Raw genomic sequence first — 18,741 nt, 5'->3', positions numbered from 1 at the left:
TCAATTCTCTAAAGGTTCTAAAATAGGAATCTTTAGAGTAAACTCTGCTCCTTTAAAACTATTTTTTTCATATTCAAACTCTTTATTTTTTACAGCAATTTCACCATTCATATGTTTTACCAAAATCTCTTCACACATATAAAGTCCTATTCCTGTACCTAAACTTTTATGTTTTGTAGTAAAATATGGTTCAAAAATCTTTCCTATTACATTTACAGGTATTCCTCCTGCATTATCACATATTTTTAAAATAATATTATTCTCTTTATCTTTATAAATATCAATAAATATATATTTATACTCTAATGAAGACTCTTCTAGTGCATCTCTTGCATTATTTATTAAATTCATAATTACTTGTACAAGCTCATTATCAAAACCATATAAATCTATATCTTCAATATTTTCAATTATATCAATTTCTCTATTTTTTAATTTTGAGCTAACTAAAAAGAGTGCTTTTTTATATGTATTTTTTATATTAAATCTAACTTTTTCTTTATCTGGTTTAAAAAAGTCTCTAAAATCATCAATAGTTTGAGAAAGATGGTTACCAGATTTTACAATCGCATCTAAAACCTCATCTAAAAAGTCATCACTTAAAGTCCCCATTTCTTTATGTATCTTTACACTACTTGCACTAGTAGTTATAACTGATAAAGGTTGTCTCCATTGATGTGCAATATTTTCAAGCATTTCTCCCATTGCTGCCATTTTTGATTGGTGATGAATCATCTCTTCATTATCTTTTAGTTTCTTTTGAGCTTCTTTAATATCTGTAATATCATTTGCTATAATTAAAAGTTGTTTATTACCATATCTATCAGTTATTGGTTTTTTAATGGATTGAAAATATCTTATTTTTCCAGTTAATATATCAGTTGATTCTTCATAAACTACTTTAGTCTCATCTAAATCCATAATCTCTTGAACACTTTGCAAATAGTGTTTTACTTGATCTTTATTTGGATTATAATCTCCATCACTTTTTCCTATCATATCATCAGTTGTTGTATTATAAAGTCTTGCTATGGCTTGATTTACCAATACAAATTTTCCTTCATAATCTTTTACAATTATTATATTTGGATTTTCATCGATTATTGTATGAAGAAATTTTCTTTGAGCAATAATATCTTCTTCTCTTGTTTTCATTTGTGTGATATCTTCAATAATCGCTAAAACATAAAGTATTTCATTGAATTCGTTCTTTATAGTTGAAACTGTTACATTTCCCCATAAAAGTTCATTATTTTTTGTAATATATCTTTTAGTGATTTTATACATTCCTATTTCATTGTCAATAAGTCTATTAAAATATTCTTCATTTAAATCTAAATAATCAGAGTGAGTTATATCAAGATATGATTTTCCTAAGATTTCATCTTGTGAATATCCAAGCATATTTAAAAAAGCCAAGTTTGCTTCTATCATCTTTCCCGTTTTATCTGAAATTAAAATTCCTAAAGGTGAAAAATCAAAAATTGCTTTTAATCTCTCTTCTTTTTCTTCAATATATTTTTGAATCTCTCTTTTTTCAGTTATATCTTCTCCTGAACAAATTACTTGAGTAATTTCTCCTTTTTTTTCTACAAAAGAGTTTTTCCAAGAGATAAACTTTCTTTCTCCATCTAATGTTACTACTTCATTTTCTACATATCTATTTATTTGCATATTTTTATTTGCAATCTCTTTTATTACATTACTAATATAAGATTTTAGCTCTTGAGGAATAAAACTATCAACCCAATTCATAGATACAATTTTTTCTTGAGATACGCCTAATATTTTGCAGGCTTGTTCATTTGCAAAAATAATATTAGAGTTTTTATCCAATATTAAATATAGACCTTTCGTAATATTTAAATACTCTAAAATATTACTATCAATCTGTTCTTGCATTTAATTTACCTTTTTATATTTGTTATATAATATTATATTTGTTTATTTAGTTAATGTAAAGTTCTAATTATATTTTCTCATATTTGCATATATGTTAAAAGCTTTTAATTGAGTTGTTTATAAAAATACCTTTTTCTTATTATATGTTATTTAATCTTTATCTTTATATAATACGCGCCTTATTTAATCTAAAGGAATAATTTTGCAATACAATTACAATACTACTAATCTACTATCTAAAAAAATAAATGAAACAACTATAGTAGGTACTTTATATCTAGCGGCGCAAAAAAATATAATGCATGCTCCTATGTATGGCATAGAACATGATAAAAATGCTCTTAATTTAAATAAAGTCAACCTATGTAAAAATGCCACAAATGGTTGTGTTACTGCTTGTATTTATCATAATGGACTATTTCAGAACTCTCACTTTAGTAAAAACAAAATAAAACAAGCAAGAATAAAAAGAACATTTAAATTTCTACTTCAAAAAGAACAATTTTTCGAACAATTAATAAAAGAGATTAATGCCTTAAAAAGAAAAGCAAAAAAAGAGAACTTAAAACTACTTATTCAACTTAATAAAACTTCTGATATTTTATGGGAAAAAGAAAACTTTATTTATAAAGATGTAGAGTACAAAAATATCATGGAATATTTTGATGATGTAAAGTTTTTTGATTATACAAAATATAATATATTAAAAAGTAGAAAAAAAACACCTAAAAATTATACACTTATTTATTCACGAGCTGGATTACACAAAGGAAAATTAGTAGATTCATGGGAAGATTTACAAAACTATTTAAAAAATAAAATAAATATTGCAATTGTTTGTACAAATAAAATAAAAGAAGAACTTTTAAATCAAAAAAAACATAATGATTTTTCAATTATAGATGCACAAGAGTTTGAAAAAGGCAATATCTCTCTTGATAATTGTATTGAGGGAACTATCTTAATTCATGAAGCAAAAATAGGAACTAATATAAATAAAAATAGTGCATTTGTCTTAGAAACACCAGAAGATATTCAAAAATATTTATACTAATCAACTAAATCAAAAGTTAATTTAAAACATGCACCTTTGTATTGAATTTTTTCATATACAAAGGTTTCATTTGATACTGATATTTCTCCATTTAGGCTATCTTTTATAATCTTTTTTGACATATATAGCCCTATTCCTGTACCAGTATCTTTTTTTGTAGTAAAGTATGGCTCAAAAACTTTTTTTATAATACTCTTGTTTATTCCTCCAGCTGTATCTTTTACTAATAAAACAACTTTGCCATTTTGTTTAAAAATATCAATAAATATCAATCTTTTATTATCTACATGTTTTAGTGCATCCCTTGAATTATTTATAATATTTATAAGTACTTGAACTAGTTCATTTTCTGTGCCATGGATTTTTATATTTTCACAATTTTTTATAAAATATATATTATTTATATCAAATTGAGAACTCAATAGTTTTAAAGTTTTTTCTACAACATCTTTTAAATTAAAATTGATTTTGTCTTTATTTGGCTTAAAAAAGTTTCTAAAATCATCAATTGTTTTAGACAAATGCATAACAGAGTTATGAATACTATCCATTCCTCTATAAAAGTTATCATCTTTTAATATACCCAGTTCTTTTTCAAACTTAAGTCCTGTAACTGCTGTTGATATTACAGATAAAGGCTGTCTCCATTGATGGGTAATATTTGCAATCATCTCTCCCATTGCTGCCATTTTTGATTGTTGCGCTAAAATAGTATCTTTTTGTCTATTTTTTTGCGCCTCTTCTAGTATTTTTTCTCTATAATCATAAAAACTTTTTTCTAATAATTTTATTACATAAAATGAAATTGCTAACATTATTATAGTTAAAACTGTTCCTAATAGAAGAAAAGATTTTATTGTTTTTTTATCTTCATTTGCTAAAGTTTCAAGCCTTGCATCTAACTCTTTTTTTAATGAATCTTTATAAAATGATGCATAAACTGCCCACTGCCAGTCATCAAGACCCTTAACAAAAGTAGTCTTTTGTATATATTTATCTTTATTAATATTTGTACTATTTTCATAAGTTAAAAAGCCTTGTTGATTTTTACTTTTCGCAATTTTTAATAACTCTTTATATGGCTGATAATCTTCTTTGTTTTTTATATTTATAATATTTTTGTTTATAATATCTTTATTTTTTGAAGTAAGTACTACTCCATCATAATCAATCACTGAAATTATTTTATCATCTAAAAATTTGATTTTTGAGATATATTTTAATATATAACTTTTTAGCTCTTTTTCATACTCTTGTGTATATTCACCTGTACCTACAAAGATATTATATGGTTCAAATATCTTATGAAAACCTATTTTTCTTTTTATTTTTTTGCTATTTGGTTCTTGCCAATACCATTCATCATAAGTTTCATTTTTTGATTTTAAAGCTTTAATTCCCTCTTGAACTATTAATTTCCCAGTTATATCTTTATGATTCCATAAAGAACGACCCTCTAAGGATTTTAATATAGGATGAAAGATATTATTTCCTTGCATATCATAAATATAAAAATATCCTCTTCCATCTAAAAACCGCATCTGTTCTAATGCAGCTTTCATCATGTGAATTATCTCTTTTTTCGATTTTTTATTTTTGTATTCATTATAAAGCCCTTGCATAACAGCATGTGCTTCATAAACTTGATATTTAATCAGTTTTTTCAATCTTTCTTCACTATTTTGTTTATGAAACTGTATATACTCATAAACTCTATTTACTTCATTTTTTATTCTTTGTTTTTCTTGATTTATAAATTTTGTTTTTATATTTGTTATTTCTTTATGGTAGTGTTTTTCATGTTCTACTAAAAATAGATACATTCCAATAATTGCAATTGCAAATATTAAAAAAAGAGGAAAGAATCTTATAATTCTTATAATATATTTTTCTTTTTTTGATAGCATAACTTTTCTTTTTTTTTAATTCTATCATACATTTTTATATTTATAGAAAACTTTAAGTATATAATTAAATTAGAAAAGTGTAGTTTTATATTGTGTAGTTATAAAAGAGTAAGATTTAAACTTACTCTTTTAATGAGATATTATAATTTACCTTCGTTTTTAGCAAGATAATCAGCAACACCTTCTTTGTCTGCTTTCATACCCTCATCACCTTTATTCCATCCTGCTGGACAAACTTCACCATTTTCATTTGTAAAAATCATAGTATCTACCATTCTGATCATTTCATCAATATTTCTACCTAATGGTAAGTCATTAATAACTGCATGTCTAATAGTTCCATCTGCATCTAGTAAGAATGAACCTCTTAAAGCTACTGATTCATCAAATAATACATCAAAATCTCTTGAGATTTGTTTTGTAATATCAGCAACTAGTGGGAATTTAACTCTTCCGATACCACCTTTTTCTACTGGAGTTTCTCTCCAAGCAAAGTGTGAGAATTGAGAATCAATAGATACACCAATTACATTTACACCTCTTTGTCTAAACTCATCTGCTCTTTTAGAAAATGCAATAATTTCTGATGGGCATACAAATGTAAAGTCTAGTGGATAAAAGAATACAACTGCACCTTTTTCTCCGATATTTTCATATAAATTAAAATCTTCAACAATTTGTCCATCAGCTAAAACTGCTGCTGCTGTAAAATCTTTTGCTTTGTTTGTTACTAACATGTTTTTCCTTTTTTATTAATAGTTTTTTGTTTTGTTGGTGAAATTATATACAAATCATTTTAATCTATATTTGACTAATTTTGTTAATAAAAAAATTTAAGAAAATATTTATTTATTTATAATCTTTTTCTTAAGAAAATTTTTATCCTTTAAAGTATATAATCTCATCATAATTATACAATATAAAACAAAGTAAGGAATAAAACATGTTAGATTTAGCGATAATAGGTGGAGGACCAGCAGGATTAACAGCTGGATTATACGCCACAAGAGGTGGATTAAAAGATGTAGTAATGTTTGAGATGGGAATGCCAGGAGGACAAATCACAGGAAGTTCAGAAATAGAGAACTATCCAGGACAAGAAAAAGTAATGTCTGGATTAGATTTGATGCAATCATGGCCAGAACAAGCAATGAAGTTTGGTTTAAAACATGAAATGAAAAAAATAACATCAGTTGTTAAAAATGATGATATTTTTACATTAACTACAGAAGATGGAAATACTTATGAATCTAAAGCTGTTTTACTAGCAACAGGTTCAGTTCCTAGACGTGCTGGCTTTAAAGGTGAAAATGAGTTCTTTGGAAGAGGAATATCAACTTGTGCTACTTGTGATGGATTCTTTTATAAAGGAAAAGAAGTAGCAGTTATTGGTGGAGGAGATTCAGCTTTAGAAGAAGCAGTATATCTAGCAAAGATATGTTCAAAAGTATATGTAGTACATAGAAGAGATACATATAGAGCAGCACCAAGTACAATAGAGCATATGAAAAATACTGAAAATATAGAAGAAGTAACAAATGTAGATGTAGAAGAAGTATATGGAGATATGTCAGGAGTTACAGGATTAAAAGTAAAGAGTAAAGTTGATGGAAGTATAAAAGACTTACCTGTACCAGGAGTATTTGTATTTGTAGGAAGAGATGTATTAAATGAGCCAATAAAAAATGAAGATGGAACATTTATATGTGAAACAAACAAGCAAGGTGAGGTTATTGTTGATTTAAAAATGAGAACTTCATTACCTGGTTTATATGCTGCTGGTGATGTTAGAATTGATGCTGCTAAACAAGTGGTTTGTGCTGCTGGTGATGGTGCTACTGCTGCTGTTGATATTATTGAATTTTTAGGATAGAGTTTTTCTATCCTAATTTATAATAGCATCATGCCATTGAACAAGTGTGAAGCGATTTCCACTTGTTACTTCTAAAACCTCATGGGTAAAGATAGGATTACTTAAAAAAACTACCATATCCCCACTATTTGCTCTAAGTTTTACTACTTGTTTATTTTCATCATACAAATAGTTAAAAACAAGCTCACCACCAGTATAATCATCACTTAAAAAAAGCACAGTGGTAACTCTTCTTTGATGTGCAACTGTTGTAAATCCAACAAGCTTATTATCTTTTAATATCATATTTGAATCATCACTATGAGCTTTATAAAAGCTTCCTTTTGTATACTCTAAAACTTGTGGTTTTGTTGAAGTTGTTAAAGCTAAACAAAAATAATCCTCAATTTTTTTTTGGAAAAACATAAACTGCTTTTTATAAAGATTTATATACTCTTTTGGAAGTTTATGAATTTTTGTTTCTCTAATACTTTTATCAACTTTTCTATTTATTATATTGATATCTTTTTTTCTAACCTTTGCTTGTTCTACATCAGCATCAACTCTTAGAATTTCATTTAATTGTTCTAAATTATCTTTTGAAAAGAAATCTTTTATAATTAAAAAAGGATAATCATAATAAGGATTTGGTAAAAGCTTAGTTGGCAGTTCTAACTGCATAATATCTTTTGGACAATATATTTTATTACTGATTTGGTACATAATTAACTCTATTATTAAATAAATTATACTATTTAGTATGTAATTATATTCTATATAAAAACAAAATATCCTAAAAATAATCTTAAAATTATATTTATTTAATGAAGTGCTATTTTTTGGGCTTTATTCAAAGTAAATTTATATTCAATTTATAAAATATACATTTATTTGAGATAGAATAAATAAACAAAGGGCGAAAATTGAAAACAATATTTAAAAATCGATATTTAGTACTAATAATCTTTATACTATATTTATTAACATTTAATATTTTAAGTTATAACTACTTCTTAGAAGATTTTAAAAACTTAGAAATAAAAGAGAACAAAAAAAACTTATCTTCTTTAATAAATAAAATAGATAATAAATTAGAAAATATATATAATATTACAAATGATTACGCAAAATGGGATAAAACTTACGATTTTATTCTTACAAAAGATAAACAATATATTTATGATCTTTTTAGAAGTAATAGTAATACATTAGCTGATTTAGGCTTGGATTTTATGATATTTCAAAACCTAAATTATGAGACTATTTATTCAAATTTTAATAAAAACTTTGAATTAAAGAAAAATAACAATGAATTTATCACTCAAATTATCCAAGAGTACAATAAAGAAGAACATTCAACAATTTTGACATTTGACAATAGATATTTTTATACTGTAAAAGCTAGTATATTAAAAAGTGATTCTACAGGAAAAATAAGAGGCTATCTTTTTGCAGGGAAAGAAGTAAGTGTAAAAGAGTTGGATAGTGCAGCAATTTTTGATAAAATAAAAATAAATCCTAAAGAAGAAAAAAAGTTTAATGACTCTTTAAATAGTAGATATCTTCATAAAATAGATATTTTTGCAACATTAAAAGATAAAGATATAAACTCATACTTATATTTTTATAACCATAATAAACAAATAAAGTTTTCCCTTAAAGTATCTCAAAAAAAAGAGATTTATATAAAAGGTCAAAAACAAATCTTGATTTTCAATACTATTATCTCTTCACTATTTATTGTCTTACTTTATATTTTATATATTCACACTTCATATCAAGAAAAACTAAAAAAAGAGCTTCATGAAAAAGTAAAAGAAGAGATAGATAAACAAAGAAAACAAGAGCAGTTGCTAATACAACAAAGTAAACTAGCAGCAATGGGAGAGATGATAGGAAATATAGCCCATCAATGGAGACAACCACTAAATGCATTGGGATTAGTAATGCAAAATATACAGTTTGCATATAATATGGGTGATTTAGATGATAAGTTTATGGAAAAAAGTATAAATAAGACAAATATACTAACATCAAGTATGTCAAAAACAATAGATGATTTTAGGAACTTTTTTAAACCAAATAAAACAAAAGAGTATTTTAAGATAAATAAAACAGTAAAAAAAGCTATATATTTAATAGAATCAACATTTGAGCATAATTATATAGAAATAGAAAAAGATTTTAGCAAAGAAGATATAGAAGTATATGGATTTGCAAATGAGTTTTCACAAAGCATACTAAATATATTATCAAATGCAAAAGATGCACTAATAGAGAAAAAAGTAGAAGATGCGAAAGTAAAAATAAGAGTATATAAAGATAAAAATAGTGCAATAGTACAAATAGAAGATAATGCAAAAGGAATAAGCAAAGATATAAAAGAGAAGATATTTGAGCCATACTTTACAACAAAAGAAGAGGGCAAAGGAACAGGAATAGGATTGTATATGACAAAAACTATTATTGAAAATAGTATGGGTGGAGAAATTAGTGTAGAAAATACAGATTTAGGTGCTTGTTTTACTATTTGTGTGCCTCTTTTGTCAAAAGAAAATAAAAAAATTTAATTAATATAACTTATTTAGCCAAGAAAGTGTCCTTTTTATGATAAAATCAAAATAGGAGTATGTTATGAAAGCTATATTTGTAATACTTTTATTATTTTACTATACCTATGCTCAAAATATTGAGAACCTTCCTATTGATAAAAAATTTAATACTAATTTAACAACTAAAGAGCTTGATTTTTTAAAAACTCATAATAGTTTAAACCTTTGTATTGACCCAAACTGGATGCCACTTGAAAAGTTTGAAAAGGATGAATACATAGGAATTACTTCTGATTATATGAAGATACTTCAAAAAAGATTGGGCATCAAAATAAAAGCAATAAAATCAAACTCATGGTCACAATCTTTAGAGTTTGGAAAACAAAGAAAATGTGATATCTTTTCACTAGTTATGCCAACAAAAAGTAGAGAAGAGTACTTAGATTTTACAGAGCCATATCTTACAATACCTTTAGTACTTATTACAAAAATAGAGAAACTATATATTGCAAATTTAGGAAAAATCAATAAAAAAGTAGGAATTGTAAAAGATTATGCTTTTACAGAACAATTGAAAAAAGATTATCCAAATCTAGAAATAGTTGAAGTTGAAAATTTAAAAACAGGATTAAATAAAGTTAAAAACAATAAGTTATTTGGTTTTATAGATACAGTTACAGCAGCAGGATATCAAATACAGCAGCACTATTTTGGTGAACTTAAAATCACTGCAAAATTTGACAATTCTTGGAATTTAAGTATTGGAACAAGAAATGATATGCCACTTTTAAAATCAATTTTCAATAAAACCCTTACAAAAATTTCACAAGAAGAGCATCAAATAATCTTAAATAAATGGATAAGTATAAAATATGAAACAAATGTAAACTATGGATATATCTTTAGATGGATAGGAGCAATTAGTATCTTCTTTTTTACAATTATTTTCATAATAATTAAAGCAAATAGGAAATTAAACAAAGAGATAACAAACAGAAGAAAAATAGAAAAAGAGCTTAAATCATATATTAAAATTGTAGATGAAAATATAATATCTGCAACTACTGATTTAAAAGGTAATATACTTCATGTATCAAATGCATTTTGTAAAGTTTCAAAATATACAAAAAAAGAGCTAATAGGTAAAACTCATTCTATCTTAAAACATGAAAGTATGGATAAAAAAGTATATAAAGAACTTTGGGAAACTATTTCAAAAGATGAAATTTGGCAAGGAGAAATAAAAAATAAAACAAAACAAGGAGATTGTTTTTGGGTTAAAGCAACTATCGCCCCTATTTTTAATGAAGATGGGATAAAAGTAGGTTATACATCAATAAAAGAAGATATTACAACTAAGAAAAAATTAGAAAGATTATCTATAACAGATGAACTTACAAAAACTTATAACAAACGATATTTTAATGAACTAATGCCAAAACTTTTAAATAGTATAAAAAGAAAAAATGAATATATAACATTTTCAATATTTGATATTGACTATTTCAAACCATACAATGACACCTATGGTCACTTAAAAGGTGATAATGCGCTTAAAGAAGTTACAAAAGAAGTAATGAGTAATCTAAACAGAGCAGATGATTTTTGTTTTAGACTAGGAGGAGAAGAGTTTGGAGTTGTATTTAAAGATTCAAACCCTGAAAAATCAAAAAAATTCTTAGAAAAAATCAAAAATAGTATTGAAAATCTAAAAATACCCCATGAGCACAACAAGGTTTCACCTTATGTAACAGCTTCTTTTGGCTATGTTTGTACAAAAGCAGAGGATATTGACTCAGTTGATATTTTATATAAAAAAGCTGATGAACAATTATATAAAGCAAAAGAGAATGGAAGAAATACAGTTTTACCATAAAATTACACTTTTTTATTAAATAATCATTAAATCAAATATATTATTATATAATAACAACTATAAAGGATATAAGATGTTTGCTATATATAATAATGGAAGTGTAGGATTTAGAAGTACGGCTGATAATTTATATGAATTAAAAAATCTTGATGCACCTGCTGAGGCTAGATTAAAACCTGATGATGATACACTTTTTCAAGACTACTTAGATCATGAAAAAAAAGATAAGCAAACAGAACAAAAAAATCAAAAAGCAGTAAATGCTTATAAAAAAATGGCTAATCTGGACACATCTGAAGAGGTTTATCAAGTTCAAGATATAATGACAAAAGATATAATTTATATTGATAACAAAGCTTCTGTAGAACAAGCTTACGAAAAATTAAAAAAAGAGAGTGTAAGTCATATACCAATAGTATCTTTTGGAAAAAAAATCATAGGAATAATAAACAAAAAAACTATTCTAAATCTATTAATAGAAGATATTGAGAACTATCAAAATATATTAAATAGAAATCTTGAAGATTTAATATTAAAAGAAGTAATCACAGCTGACCCAACAGCAGATATTAGAAGTGTTTGTAAAGTCATGTTAGATTTTAAAATTGATGCAATCCCAATAGTAAATGAAGAAGATATAATAGTAGGAATAGTTTCAAAAACAGATATAATCAAAGCAGTTTCACACTTGCCAAAATTACAGCTTTGGTCTTAGATAAAGTGGTATCTTATATTTAAGTCACCACTTCTTACTTTTAATAGTTAAATATTATATTTTCTGTTTTTTGCCAATAAATATATACAAAATTGAACCTAATAATGGAAGAAAAAAGATTGCTAATAACCAAACTAATTTATTAACACCTTTAAATTCACTTTTTAATACATCTACTAAACAATAAACAAAAAGAAAAGCAAATCCTAATACAATTAACATTATAAACAACCATTCAAAACCACCTGGCATTCCCATTTTATTACTCCTAAATTTTTTTTGAATAATATAAAAAAGTTTATTAAAAACATTTTAATTTTATAGTAAATATCTAAAAATAAGTCTAAACTATAATATTTATTTTATATACTACAGTTAGAATATATAATTAATCATAATATAATTTGTGTAACCTCCCAACATATTGCAATAAATAAAGCAGAATAATTCTGCCAAAATTTATTTAAGAAATTTATCACTAGTCGAATTTTAAGTAAAAAGAGAAATATTACATTCTGAAATAGATACTTAGTAGAATTAGTAAAAAAGTTTATTAAACTAAGTTACCACTACATATCTATAGTTTCAACTCTTTTTTATCAAAATATTCAAATATACCATCTAGCCTCTCCCTGAACTCTTTTGGACTATCTTTAATTGTAGAGTATTCAAAGATTTTTTTGGTAGTTGAATTAATACTTTCTGTTACCTCAATACTATTAGTATCTTTTAATTTTGTATAGTATATTCCATTGACTTCATTTATTCTCATAGGTAGAATTACTTTATATTTACAAAATCCGTCCGAGCCACCTAATGAAAGATTGTCATTTTTGTCTCTTTTATTTTTAATGTATCCCACAGTATGAAAATCTATTTCGATATTTTTATCATTGACTTTAAACCATGTGTTTCTAGAATAGTATCTATTATTAACTGTCCCCTCATAAATCCACATTTTTCTTTTTAAATAATATTGTAAATAAATAGACATAACTTTCTTAAATTCATTTTCATTTTTAGCTTTTACTTTAAATTCAATTTGTCTAAGATTTTTATTATCTTTATTTAGTATTATTTCTTTAGGTTTTTGAATCAAAGCATTTCCTACAGGTGCACACCCAGTAATAATAAATAATAAAGGTAACATTAATAAATATACTTTTTTCATTCTTTTCTTAGTCCTCTTACAAAATAATTCTTATTTGTTGAATTTAATTCTTTAATTCTAAATGGATTTTGTTTTTTAAAGTAAGCATTTATATCATTTGTATCTAGTAATATATGATATAAATATTTTTCTTCTTCTAAAGTAAAATCACCTGCAATTATCGCCAAATCTGAAGTATCATATATTATATTATTTGCTAAAGCATTTAATTCGTTTTGGTTACTCCCTTTAAATACATCATTTAAAAGGTTTCCTTTTTTATTACTTAGTACCCCATCAAGACCATTTCCTAGTAAAATACCATTCCCAGCTTTAGCTCCTGCAGTCATTAAAGCAATATTTCCAGCAAAAGCTAAAAAAGACCCTAGTTTCATTCCTGAATCAGATTTTCCTTTTTGATGGTTATATACTAAACCTTTTTGAATTGAAGGATTAAACTCTTTTAAAAGATCTTCAATCAATATAGTTTTCTTCTTTTCTTTATTGTTATATACTAAATAAAATTTATCATATCCATTGTTTTGTACTTCTTTTGATAAATGCTTTAAAGAGTATAAAAGAATATCTCTACTTCCATATTGATTTTTTTCTTTATTAAATTTGTATTTAATTATATTATGAGAATCAATTCTAATTCCATCATAATAATAAGTATATTTAAATTCAGTATATGCATCAATATTTGGACTCATTGCAAATACATAAACAGAAGTAAGAATTAAAAGAAATATTTTTTTCATTTACTATAGTTCTTTTTTAAAAATATAAGTATCTAAATTGTTATTACTTTTTGTATTTGAAACCATTTCCCAACCATTATTACCTAAAATATTAATTATTTCAATTAAGTGTGCCTTTTTAAATTTAGTAGTTTTTTTCATATATTTTTCCAATGCTTTTATATTAGCTTTTTGTATAGAGTTTTTTTCTTTTGCATCTACAGACCCTAATCCAAAATTTTTGCCATCATTAATTGCACTTACACTTACAACTTTACCATTCTGCATTTCTGTAGCAGTTGCATAAAGTAAATATTGAAAACTTTTTGCACATAAAAAGCTACTCAGCAAAACTATTCCTAAAATTATTTTTTTCATCTGTTCCCCTTTTTAAAATCTCGAACATTATAAAATAATGTCGCAAAAAAGTTTATTAAAATTTTATAACCATTTGCTTATATGCCTAAAATTCTAAAATAAAATTAACTCATAACTTATATAATAAAATACTTTTCTGAAGTGTCAAAAGATTGTGAAGTTTATATTAAACAGTTTAATAAAAAAGGTATTCAATAGCATTAGAACTTTCAAAAGAGTTAACAGCTCAAATTTTTGAAGAAAATGGTATTGATAGAATTGATGAGAATATAATTTAATTTTTAACTATTAATAACCCTATTTCTAAAACAAAATGTACTAACATTAAAAAATGAAGTAATGGCACCCTGGTATGTATCGAACAAATAGAGAAAGTCACCTTTATATAGTTATTATTCAATCATTTTGATTTATTAAAGACCCAATTTAAGCCCAATTATTCAAATCTGTCTTAATATTTAATCTTATTTAATCTCATTTAATTTTATCAAATCTAAATCATAATTAACATAAAACGTTACCTAATTAAAAATACTATATGTATTAAATTCCTAAGTTATCAATTAATTCTGTTTTATTACTTTTAATAATATAAGAATCCCCAATTATTAAATTTTTATATTTTGGTTCAGGATTTTCTTCTTTTTTAGGATTGTATTTCTTTTTTAAGTTATTCCATTCTCCTTTTTGATTAACACCATGAATAAACTCTTTCATAGTTGTTAAATAATAAAAGACTTGCTCTTCTGTTAAATCATCTATTAATTCTGATATTTTATTAATTAAATTATAATTCGAATAGCTTTTAATTTTTTCAGAACTATTATTTTTCACATTTTTCACTTTATCTATATTAATATTAGTTCCCTCTCGTTTTGCAACTGCCTTTATTTTTTTTATCTCAATTCTTCTCTCCCGTCTTATACATTTTCTTTTTATTTTAAAATAACGCAAAAAAAATTTATATAAATCATAAATGTAGAATCCAGAAGCAAATTTTTCTACAAAATCATGTCTCTTTACTGGCAATAATCTTTTATCCCTAGTACTTCTTTTTTCATTAGCAGACTTGATATAACTAGGCATTTTTAGTAAATCGCTATCTAGTGTTAAATCAAAAAAATATTCTTCATCTGTTTTAACAATATTTTTATCCCTGTCATATTCTTCTTTTACTCTTGAAACATAAAGTAAAAGGTCCTCTTTTGATAAATTAAGATTAATGGGAATACTTGTTAGTCTTGCCTCATCAAATATCAGTCTTGGTCTACTATAAAGCGGTTCAGTTTCAATATTTATATTTTTCAAATCTTCATATACAAGCGTTTCTAGGAATGAGTCATCTAAATATGAGAGTGAAATATTTTTATCAATATTAATTAAATATATGTTATCTTCTCTCTTTAATTTATATAAACCTTCTTTAGCAATTATTATATTATGCCCATCGTATTTAAGTTGTTCTTGGAAGCGGTTGTTAGGAATTTCATCATTAGATTGACTCCATAAAATAGAACTTGGTATTTCCATCCTATTTACACATGGAATATAAAAGTTTGAAGGATTTTCTAATATCTCATTTGTAGAAGTATCAAAAACATCCATTCCTTTCGCATTATATATAAGATTATTGGAAACATGAAAATCAACTAATTTCATTAGTCCATTTTTAATATCACTTACACAATATTTATTCCAAAATTCTGAATTATATTGTGAAAATTCTGATTTTCTTTTTATAAGTAAATCACTACTTTTCTTCTCTTTTAATGAAAATAAAAGTTCTTCATCTAAATACTTTAAGAATAATTCATCAGTTAATGGTACATATTTTTCTCCATTATTTGTTTTTATAGGAATATAGAAAAAACACAATATTTTATGTAAGTCTAAAGTAGTAATTTTATTAATATCAAAGGTAGTATCTAACTCAATAGGAGATATAAGCTCATCACCATTTATATAACTCCTTATTCTTTCAATACTATTTTCATTTTCCTTCAATAAATCAAAAAGTAACTGCATAATATTCTTTTCAGAATTTAAATCATATAAATAATATTTTACTTTATTATAAACATACAGTTTTCCTTTTTTTTGATAGTAGTCAATTATCTTATGGTATATACTATTGAATCCTAATGATGGTTCAATTTCAAATTTATGTACCATTCTAACACTCCAAGAACTATTAACTATTTCATCATAATATTCAATTTTTTTAAGAACATAGTCATAGTCAGTACCGCAATCAAAACCCAAGAAACTTATCTTGTTTAATCCTAGATTATTCATCCTTCCAAGGAGTTCTCTTAATTTTGAGAATTCATCATTAGTCATTTCATATTTTGATTTGTTTTTAATTAATGCATACTCCTGCATAATATTATTATACTCATCTGTTCTAATGAGCATTTCATATGCTATGCAATAAATATATTCTGCACTTTTAAAGTTTTTAAGCTCATGATAGGGAGATAATTTCAAAAAATTATCTGGCACTTTTATTTTAAAATCTTCAACAAATTTTTTAAAAAAACTATCTTCGTAAATTGTTTTCATAAGTTTCCATTCAAAAGTATTTGAACAAATATATAAAATAATCCATTAATAAATAATATTTGTAATTATTATAAAGGCAATAACCCCGTGATTAAGGTCTTGGGAATATTTAAATAATTTTCCCTCTTGGAAATTTGAAATTATCCAGTAAGAATTGCACAATGCATAATTTTATTTTTGTACATAAAAAATATACTTATATTAACAAAAAGGAGTTTAAAATGAAGAATATATGTATAGAAAGAAATAATTCTCCTCTGAGAAATAAAAAGAAAGAAAGGAGAGAAGTAATATTTATAAAAAAGAAGTATAGAGCAAAAGAATTAGCTCTATTTATTGGAGTGGGATTATCCACAATTTGGAGATGGAATAAAGAAGGAAAAATAAAGTCTCAAAAAATATCAAATGGAGTAACAGTATTTGATATAGATGAAGTTATATCAGATTTAGGATTATAAAATGAATAATAAATCATTAATTGAAGATATAGAAAACCAGCTATTTGGAAACTTTAAACAGGAAGAATTTGATTCAAAGAATACAAATAAAGAAGAAAAAAATATTCTTGAACTTGATAATTTAGAAGTAAAACCTAAAATTCAAATTAAGAATACAAATATTATTTGTGAGGGTAAAGGGTTTGAAAAAATTATAAATAAAGAAAATATAGATTCAAATCTAAACTTTTCTTCTTATGAATTTAATAACTTTATGATCTCATACAATAATCATCTCCATAAACTTAAAGATGTCGGTGGAGCACTTATTATGTTTGATGATGGAGAATTAATGCTTAGGTCATCACCTGATGCAGAATTTAAAAAAGTTACTGAAGAAAAGGCTAGTAGAGTAATAAGCCATCTTATTGGTGAACATTTAATAGTAGGAAAAGGTTCTAAAGATAGACCACCAGATATTAAATATAGTGATTTGATGCTTATTTCAGAAATTGTTTTTGAGGTTCAAACCATGTCTGAGTTTTTTAAATCTGGGAACACTTATAAAATGAATAAGTTTAAACCCAGTAAATATTTAATGCTAGATAAAAATTTACCATATAAAAAGCCCATTACTATATTAAAAATGATAGCTCATTTAGTAGATAATAACAAAGAAAGATTTCATTATGTTATAAACTGGTTAGCATATATGTTTAACTCTTTAAGTAAATCACAGGTTTCCGTTGTACTTAGAGGTTCGCAAGGTAGTGGAAAAGGAGTATTTTTTAACATAATATCATTATTATTTGGTAAAGAATATTGTTTTACAGTAGGAAATAAAACTCTTAAATCACAATTTTTAGGTAGTGTATTTGAGAATAGACTTTTTATTAATATCAACGAAATGTCACATGATATAAAATCTAATAAAGAAAATAAAAATTCTTTAAAAGAATTAATAACAGATTCAGAGTTTGCAGGTGAAAAAAAATATGAGAATATTTCTAAACCAATTAAACTAAATGCTCAGATATTAATAACTTCAAATGAAGTGTATATCCTTGAAATAGAACTCAAAGATAGGAGATTTACTGTCTTATCTACTGCTGGAAATATATCGAATGAAAAATATAACTTTTTTGGGTTTGGAGATTTTAAAGTTTTCAAAAAACAATTAGAATCTGAATTAAGAGATTTTGCATTGTATTTAAAAAACTACCCAATAAATGTAAACCTTGCAAATAAAGTTCTTGATACACCTGAAAAAATGGCTTTAGTTAAAGGAACAAATGATAGGTTTAAATTATTTATTAATGCTCTTCTAACTAAAGATACTGAATATTTAGAAACATTAAAAGCTATTGAACCTACTACATATGCAAATATCCTTTTAGGGTTTAAGAAAAATAGAATTTATCAAAAAGATATTTTACCTGCATATATTGGGCTAAATCCAAGTGACTTTAATATATCTACTCAAGCACTACTTGACAAACTTGAGATATATGAGCCAACAAAATTTTCCAGAGAATTTAGAAAAAAATCTGGAGACTTTTACTTTAACTTATAGTTCTAAATCTTTAATTCGAGAACTATTTTTTTTAATTAAAATA

General features: G+C 24.7%; 16 protein-coding genes. 7 read left to right on the top strand and 9 right to left on the bottom strand.

What is annotated here, in order from left to right:
• Positions 1–1,902 (bottom strand): PAS domain S-box protein, encoded by a 1,902-nt coding sequence (locus ACAN_RS00770; RefSeq protein WP_099335288.1) that lies wholly within the window; start codon positions 1,900–1,902, stop codon positions 1–3.
• A gap of 202 nt (positions 1,903–2,104) precedes the next feature.
• Between ACAN_RS00770 and ACAN_RS00765 the strand changes: the two genes are divergently transcribed.
• Positions 2,105–2,956 carry a GP88 family protein gene (locus tag ACAN_RS00765; RefSeq protein ID WP_099335289.1) on the top strand — a complete coding sequence of 284 codons (852 nt, stop codon included), beginning with the start codon at positions 2,105–2,107 and terminating at the stop codon, positions 2,954–2,956.
• Here ACAN_RS00765 and ACAN_RS00760 read toward each other — a convergent pair.
• Both ACAN_RS00760 and ACAN_RS00755 read right to left on the bottom strand, forming a co-directional pair.
• Positions 2,953–4,863, bottom strand: coding sequence for a sensor histidine kinase (locus tag ACAN_RS00760; protein ID WP_099335290.1), 1,911 nt, complete (start codon positions 4,861–4,863; stop codon positions 2,953–2,955). The genes ACAN_RS00765 and ACAN_RS00760 overlap by 4 nt on opposite strands.
• Positions 4,864–5,003: 140 nt before the next feature.
• On the bottom strand, positions 5,004–5,600 hold the full coding sequence (locus tag ACAN_RS00755; protein WP_099335291.1) for a peroxiredoxin: 597 nt from the start codon (positions 5,598–5,600) through the stop codon (positions 5,004–5,006).
• 206 nt (positions 5,601–5,806) lie between these two features.
• Here ACAN_RS00755 and trxB point away from each other — a divergent pair, with 206 nt between their 5' ends.
• Entirely contained in the window at positions 5,807–6,736 is a 930-nt protein-coding gene (gene trxB, locus ACAN_RS00750; protein ID WP_099335443.1) for a thioredoxin-disulfide reductase, read from the top strand.
• 12 nt (positions 6,737–6,748) lie between these two features.
• On the opposite strand, the gene ACAN_RS00745 is transcribed toward trxB, so the two are convergent.
• On the bottom strand, positions 6,749–7,438 hold the full coding sequence (locus ACAN_RS00745; RefSeq protein WP_099335438.1) for a prolyl hydroxylase family protein: 690 nt from the start codon (positions 7,436–7,438) through the stop codon (positions 6,749–6,751).
• A 200-nt stretch (positions 7,439–7,638) separates the two neighbouring features.
• On the opposite strand from ACAN_RS00745, the gene ACAN_RS00740 reads away from it, so the two are divergent.
• The 3 genes from ACAN_RS00740 (at position 7,639) to ACAN_RS00730 (ending at position 11,858) form a co-directional block, all read left to right on the top strand.
• Positions 7,639–9,285: a sensor histidine kinase gene (locus ACAN_RS00740; RefSeq protein ID WP_228269677.1), complete on the top strand. Its 1,647-nt coding sequence runs from the start codon at positions 7,639–7,641 to the stop codon at positions 9,283–9,285.
• 64 nt (positions 9,286–9,349) lie between these two features.
• Complete coding sequence (locus ACAN_RS00735) at positions 9,350–11,143, top strand: diguanylate cyclase domain-containing protein (RefSeq protein WP_099334683.1); 1,794 nt, start codon at positions 9,350–9,352, stop codon at positions 11,141–11,143.
• Positions 11,144–11,216: 73 nt separating this feature from the next.
• The gene (locus ACAN_RS00730; protein WP_099334682.1) at positions 11,217–11,858 is read left to right on the top strand and encodes a CBS domain-containing protein; all 642 of its coding nucleotides are present in this window, start codon (positions 11,217–11,219) and stop codon (positions 11,856–11,858) included.
• 54 nt (positions 11,859–11,912) lie between these two features.
• Here ACAN_RS00730 and ACAN_RS00725 read toward each other — a convergent pair whose 3' ends face one another.
• From ACAN_RS00725 to ACAN_RS00705, 5 genes are all read right to left on the bottom strand, one after another.
• On the bottom strand, positions 11,913–12,116 hold the full coding sequence (locus tag ACAN_RS00725) for a PLDc N-terminal domain-containing protein (RefSeq protein ID WP_099334681.1): 204 nt from the start codon (positions 12,114–12,116) through the stop codon (positions 11,913–11,915).
• Between the two features lie 319 nt (positions 12,117–12,435).
• The gene (locus ACAN_RS00720) at positions 12,436–13,029 is read right to left on the bottom strand and encodes a hypothetical protein (RefSeq protein ID WP_099334680.1); all 594 of its coding nucleotides are present in this window, start codon (positions 13,027–13,029) and stop codon (positions 12,436–12,438) included.
• Positions 13,026–13,769, bottom strand: coding sequence for a hypothetical protein (locus tag ACAN_RS00715; RefSeq protein WP_099334679.1), 744 nt, complete (start codon positions 13,767–13,769; stop codon positions 13,026–13,028). The genes ACAN_RS00720 and ACAN_RS00715 overlap by 4 nt, the downstream gene beginning before the upstream one ends.
• Positions 13,770–13,772: 3 nt before the next feature.
• On the bottom strand, positions 13,773–14,126 hold the full coding sequence (locus ACAN_RS00710) for a hypothetical protein (RefSeq protein ID WP_099334678.1): 354 nt from the start codon (positions 14,124–14,126) through the stop codon (positions 13,773–13,775).
• 543 nt (positions 14,127–14,669) lie between these two features.
• Entirely contained in the window at positions 14,670–16,688 is a 2,019-nt protein-coding gene (locus ACAN_RS00705; RefSeq protein WP_099334677.1) for a hypothetical protein, read from the bottom strand.
• 221 nt (positions 16,689–16,909) lie between these two features.
• Here ACAN_RS00705 and ACAN_RS00700 point away from each other — a divergent pair, with 221 nt between their 5' ends.
• Together ACAN_RS00700 and ACAN_RS00695 are read left to right on the top strand one after the other, a co-directional pair.
• Entirely contained in the window at positions 16,910–17,146 is a 237-nt protein-coding gene (locus ACAN_RS00700) for a helix-turn-helix transcriptional regulator (RefSeq protein ID WP_099334676.1), read from the top strand.
• Between the two features lies 1 nt (position 17,147).
• Complete coding sequence (locus ACAN_RS00695; protein WP_099334675.1) at positions 17,148–18,698, top strand: primase-helicase family protein; 1,551 nt, start codon at positions 17,148–17,150, stop codon at positions 18,696–18,698.
• Positions 18,699–18,741 lie beyond the last annotated feature (43 nt).

The organism is Malaciobacter canalis, from assembly GCF_008000835.1.
In the GTDB taxonomy this organism is placed as follows: domain Bacteria; phylum Campylobacterota; class Campylobacteria; order Campylobacterales; family Arcobacteraceae; genus Malaciobacter; species Malaciobacter canalis.
This window is presented reverse-complemented; position numbering and strand designations above follow the sequence as displayed.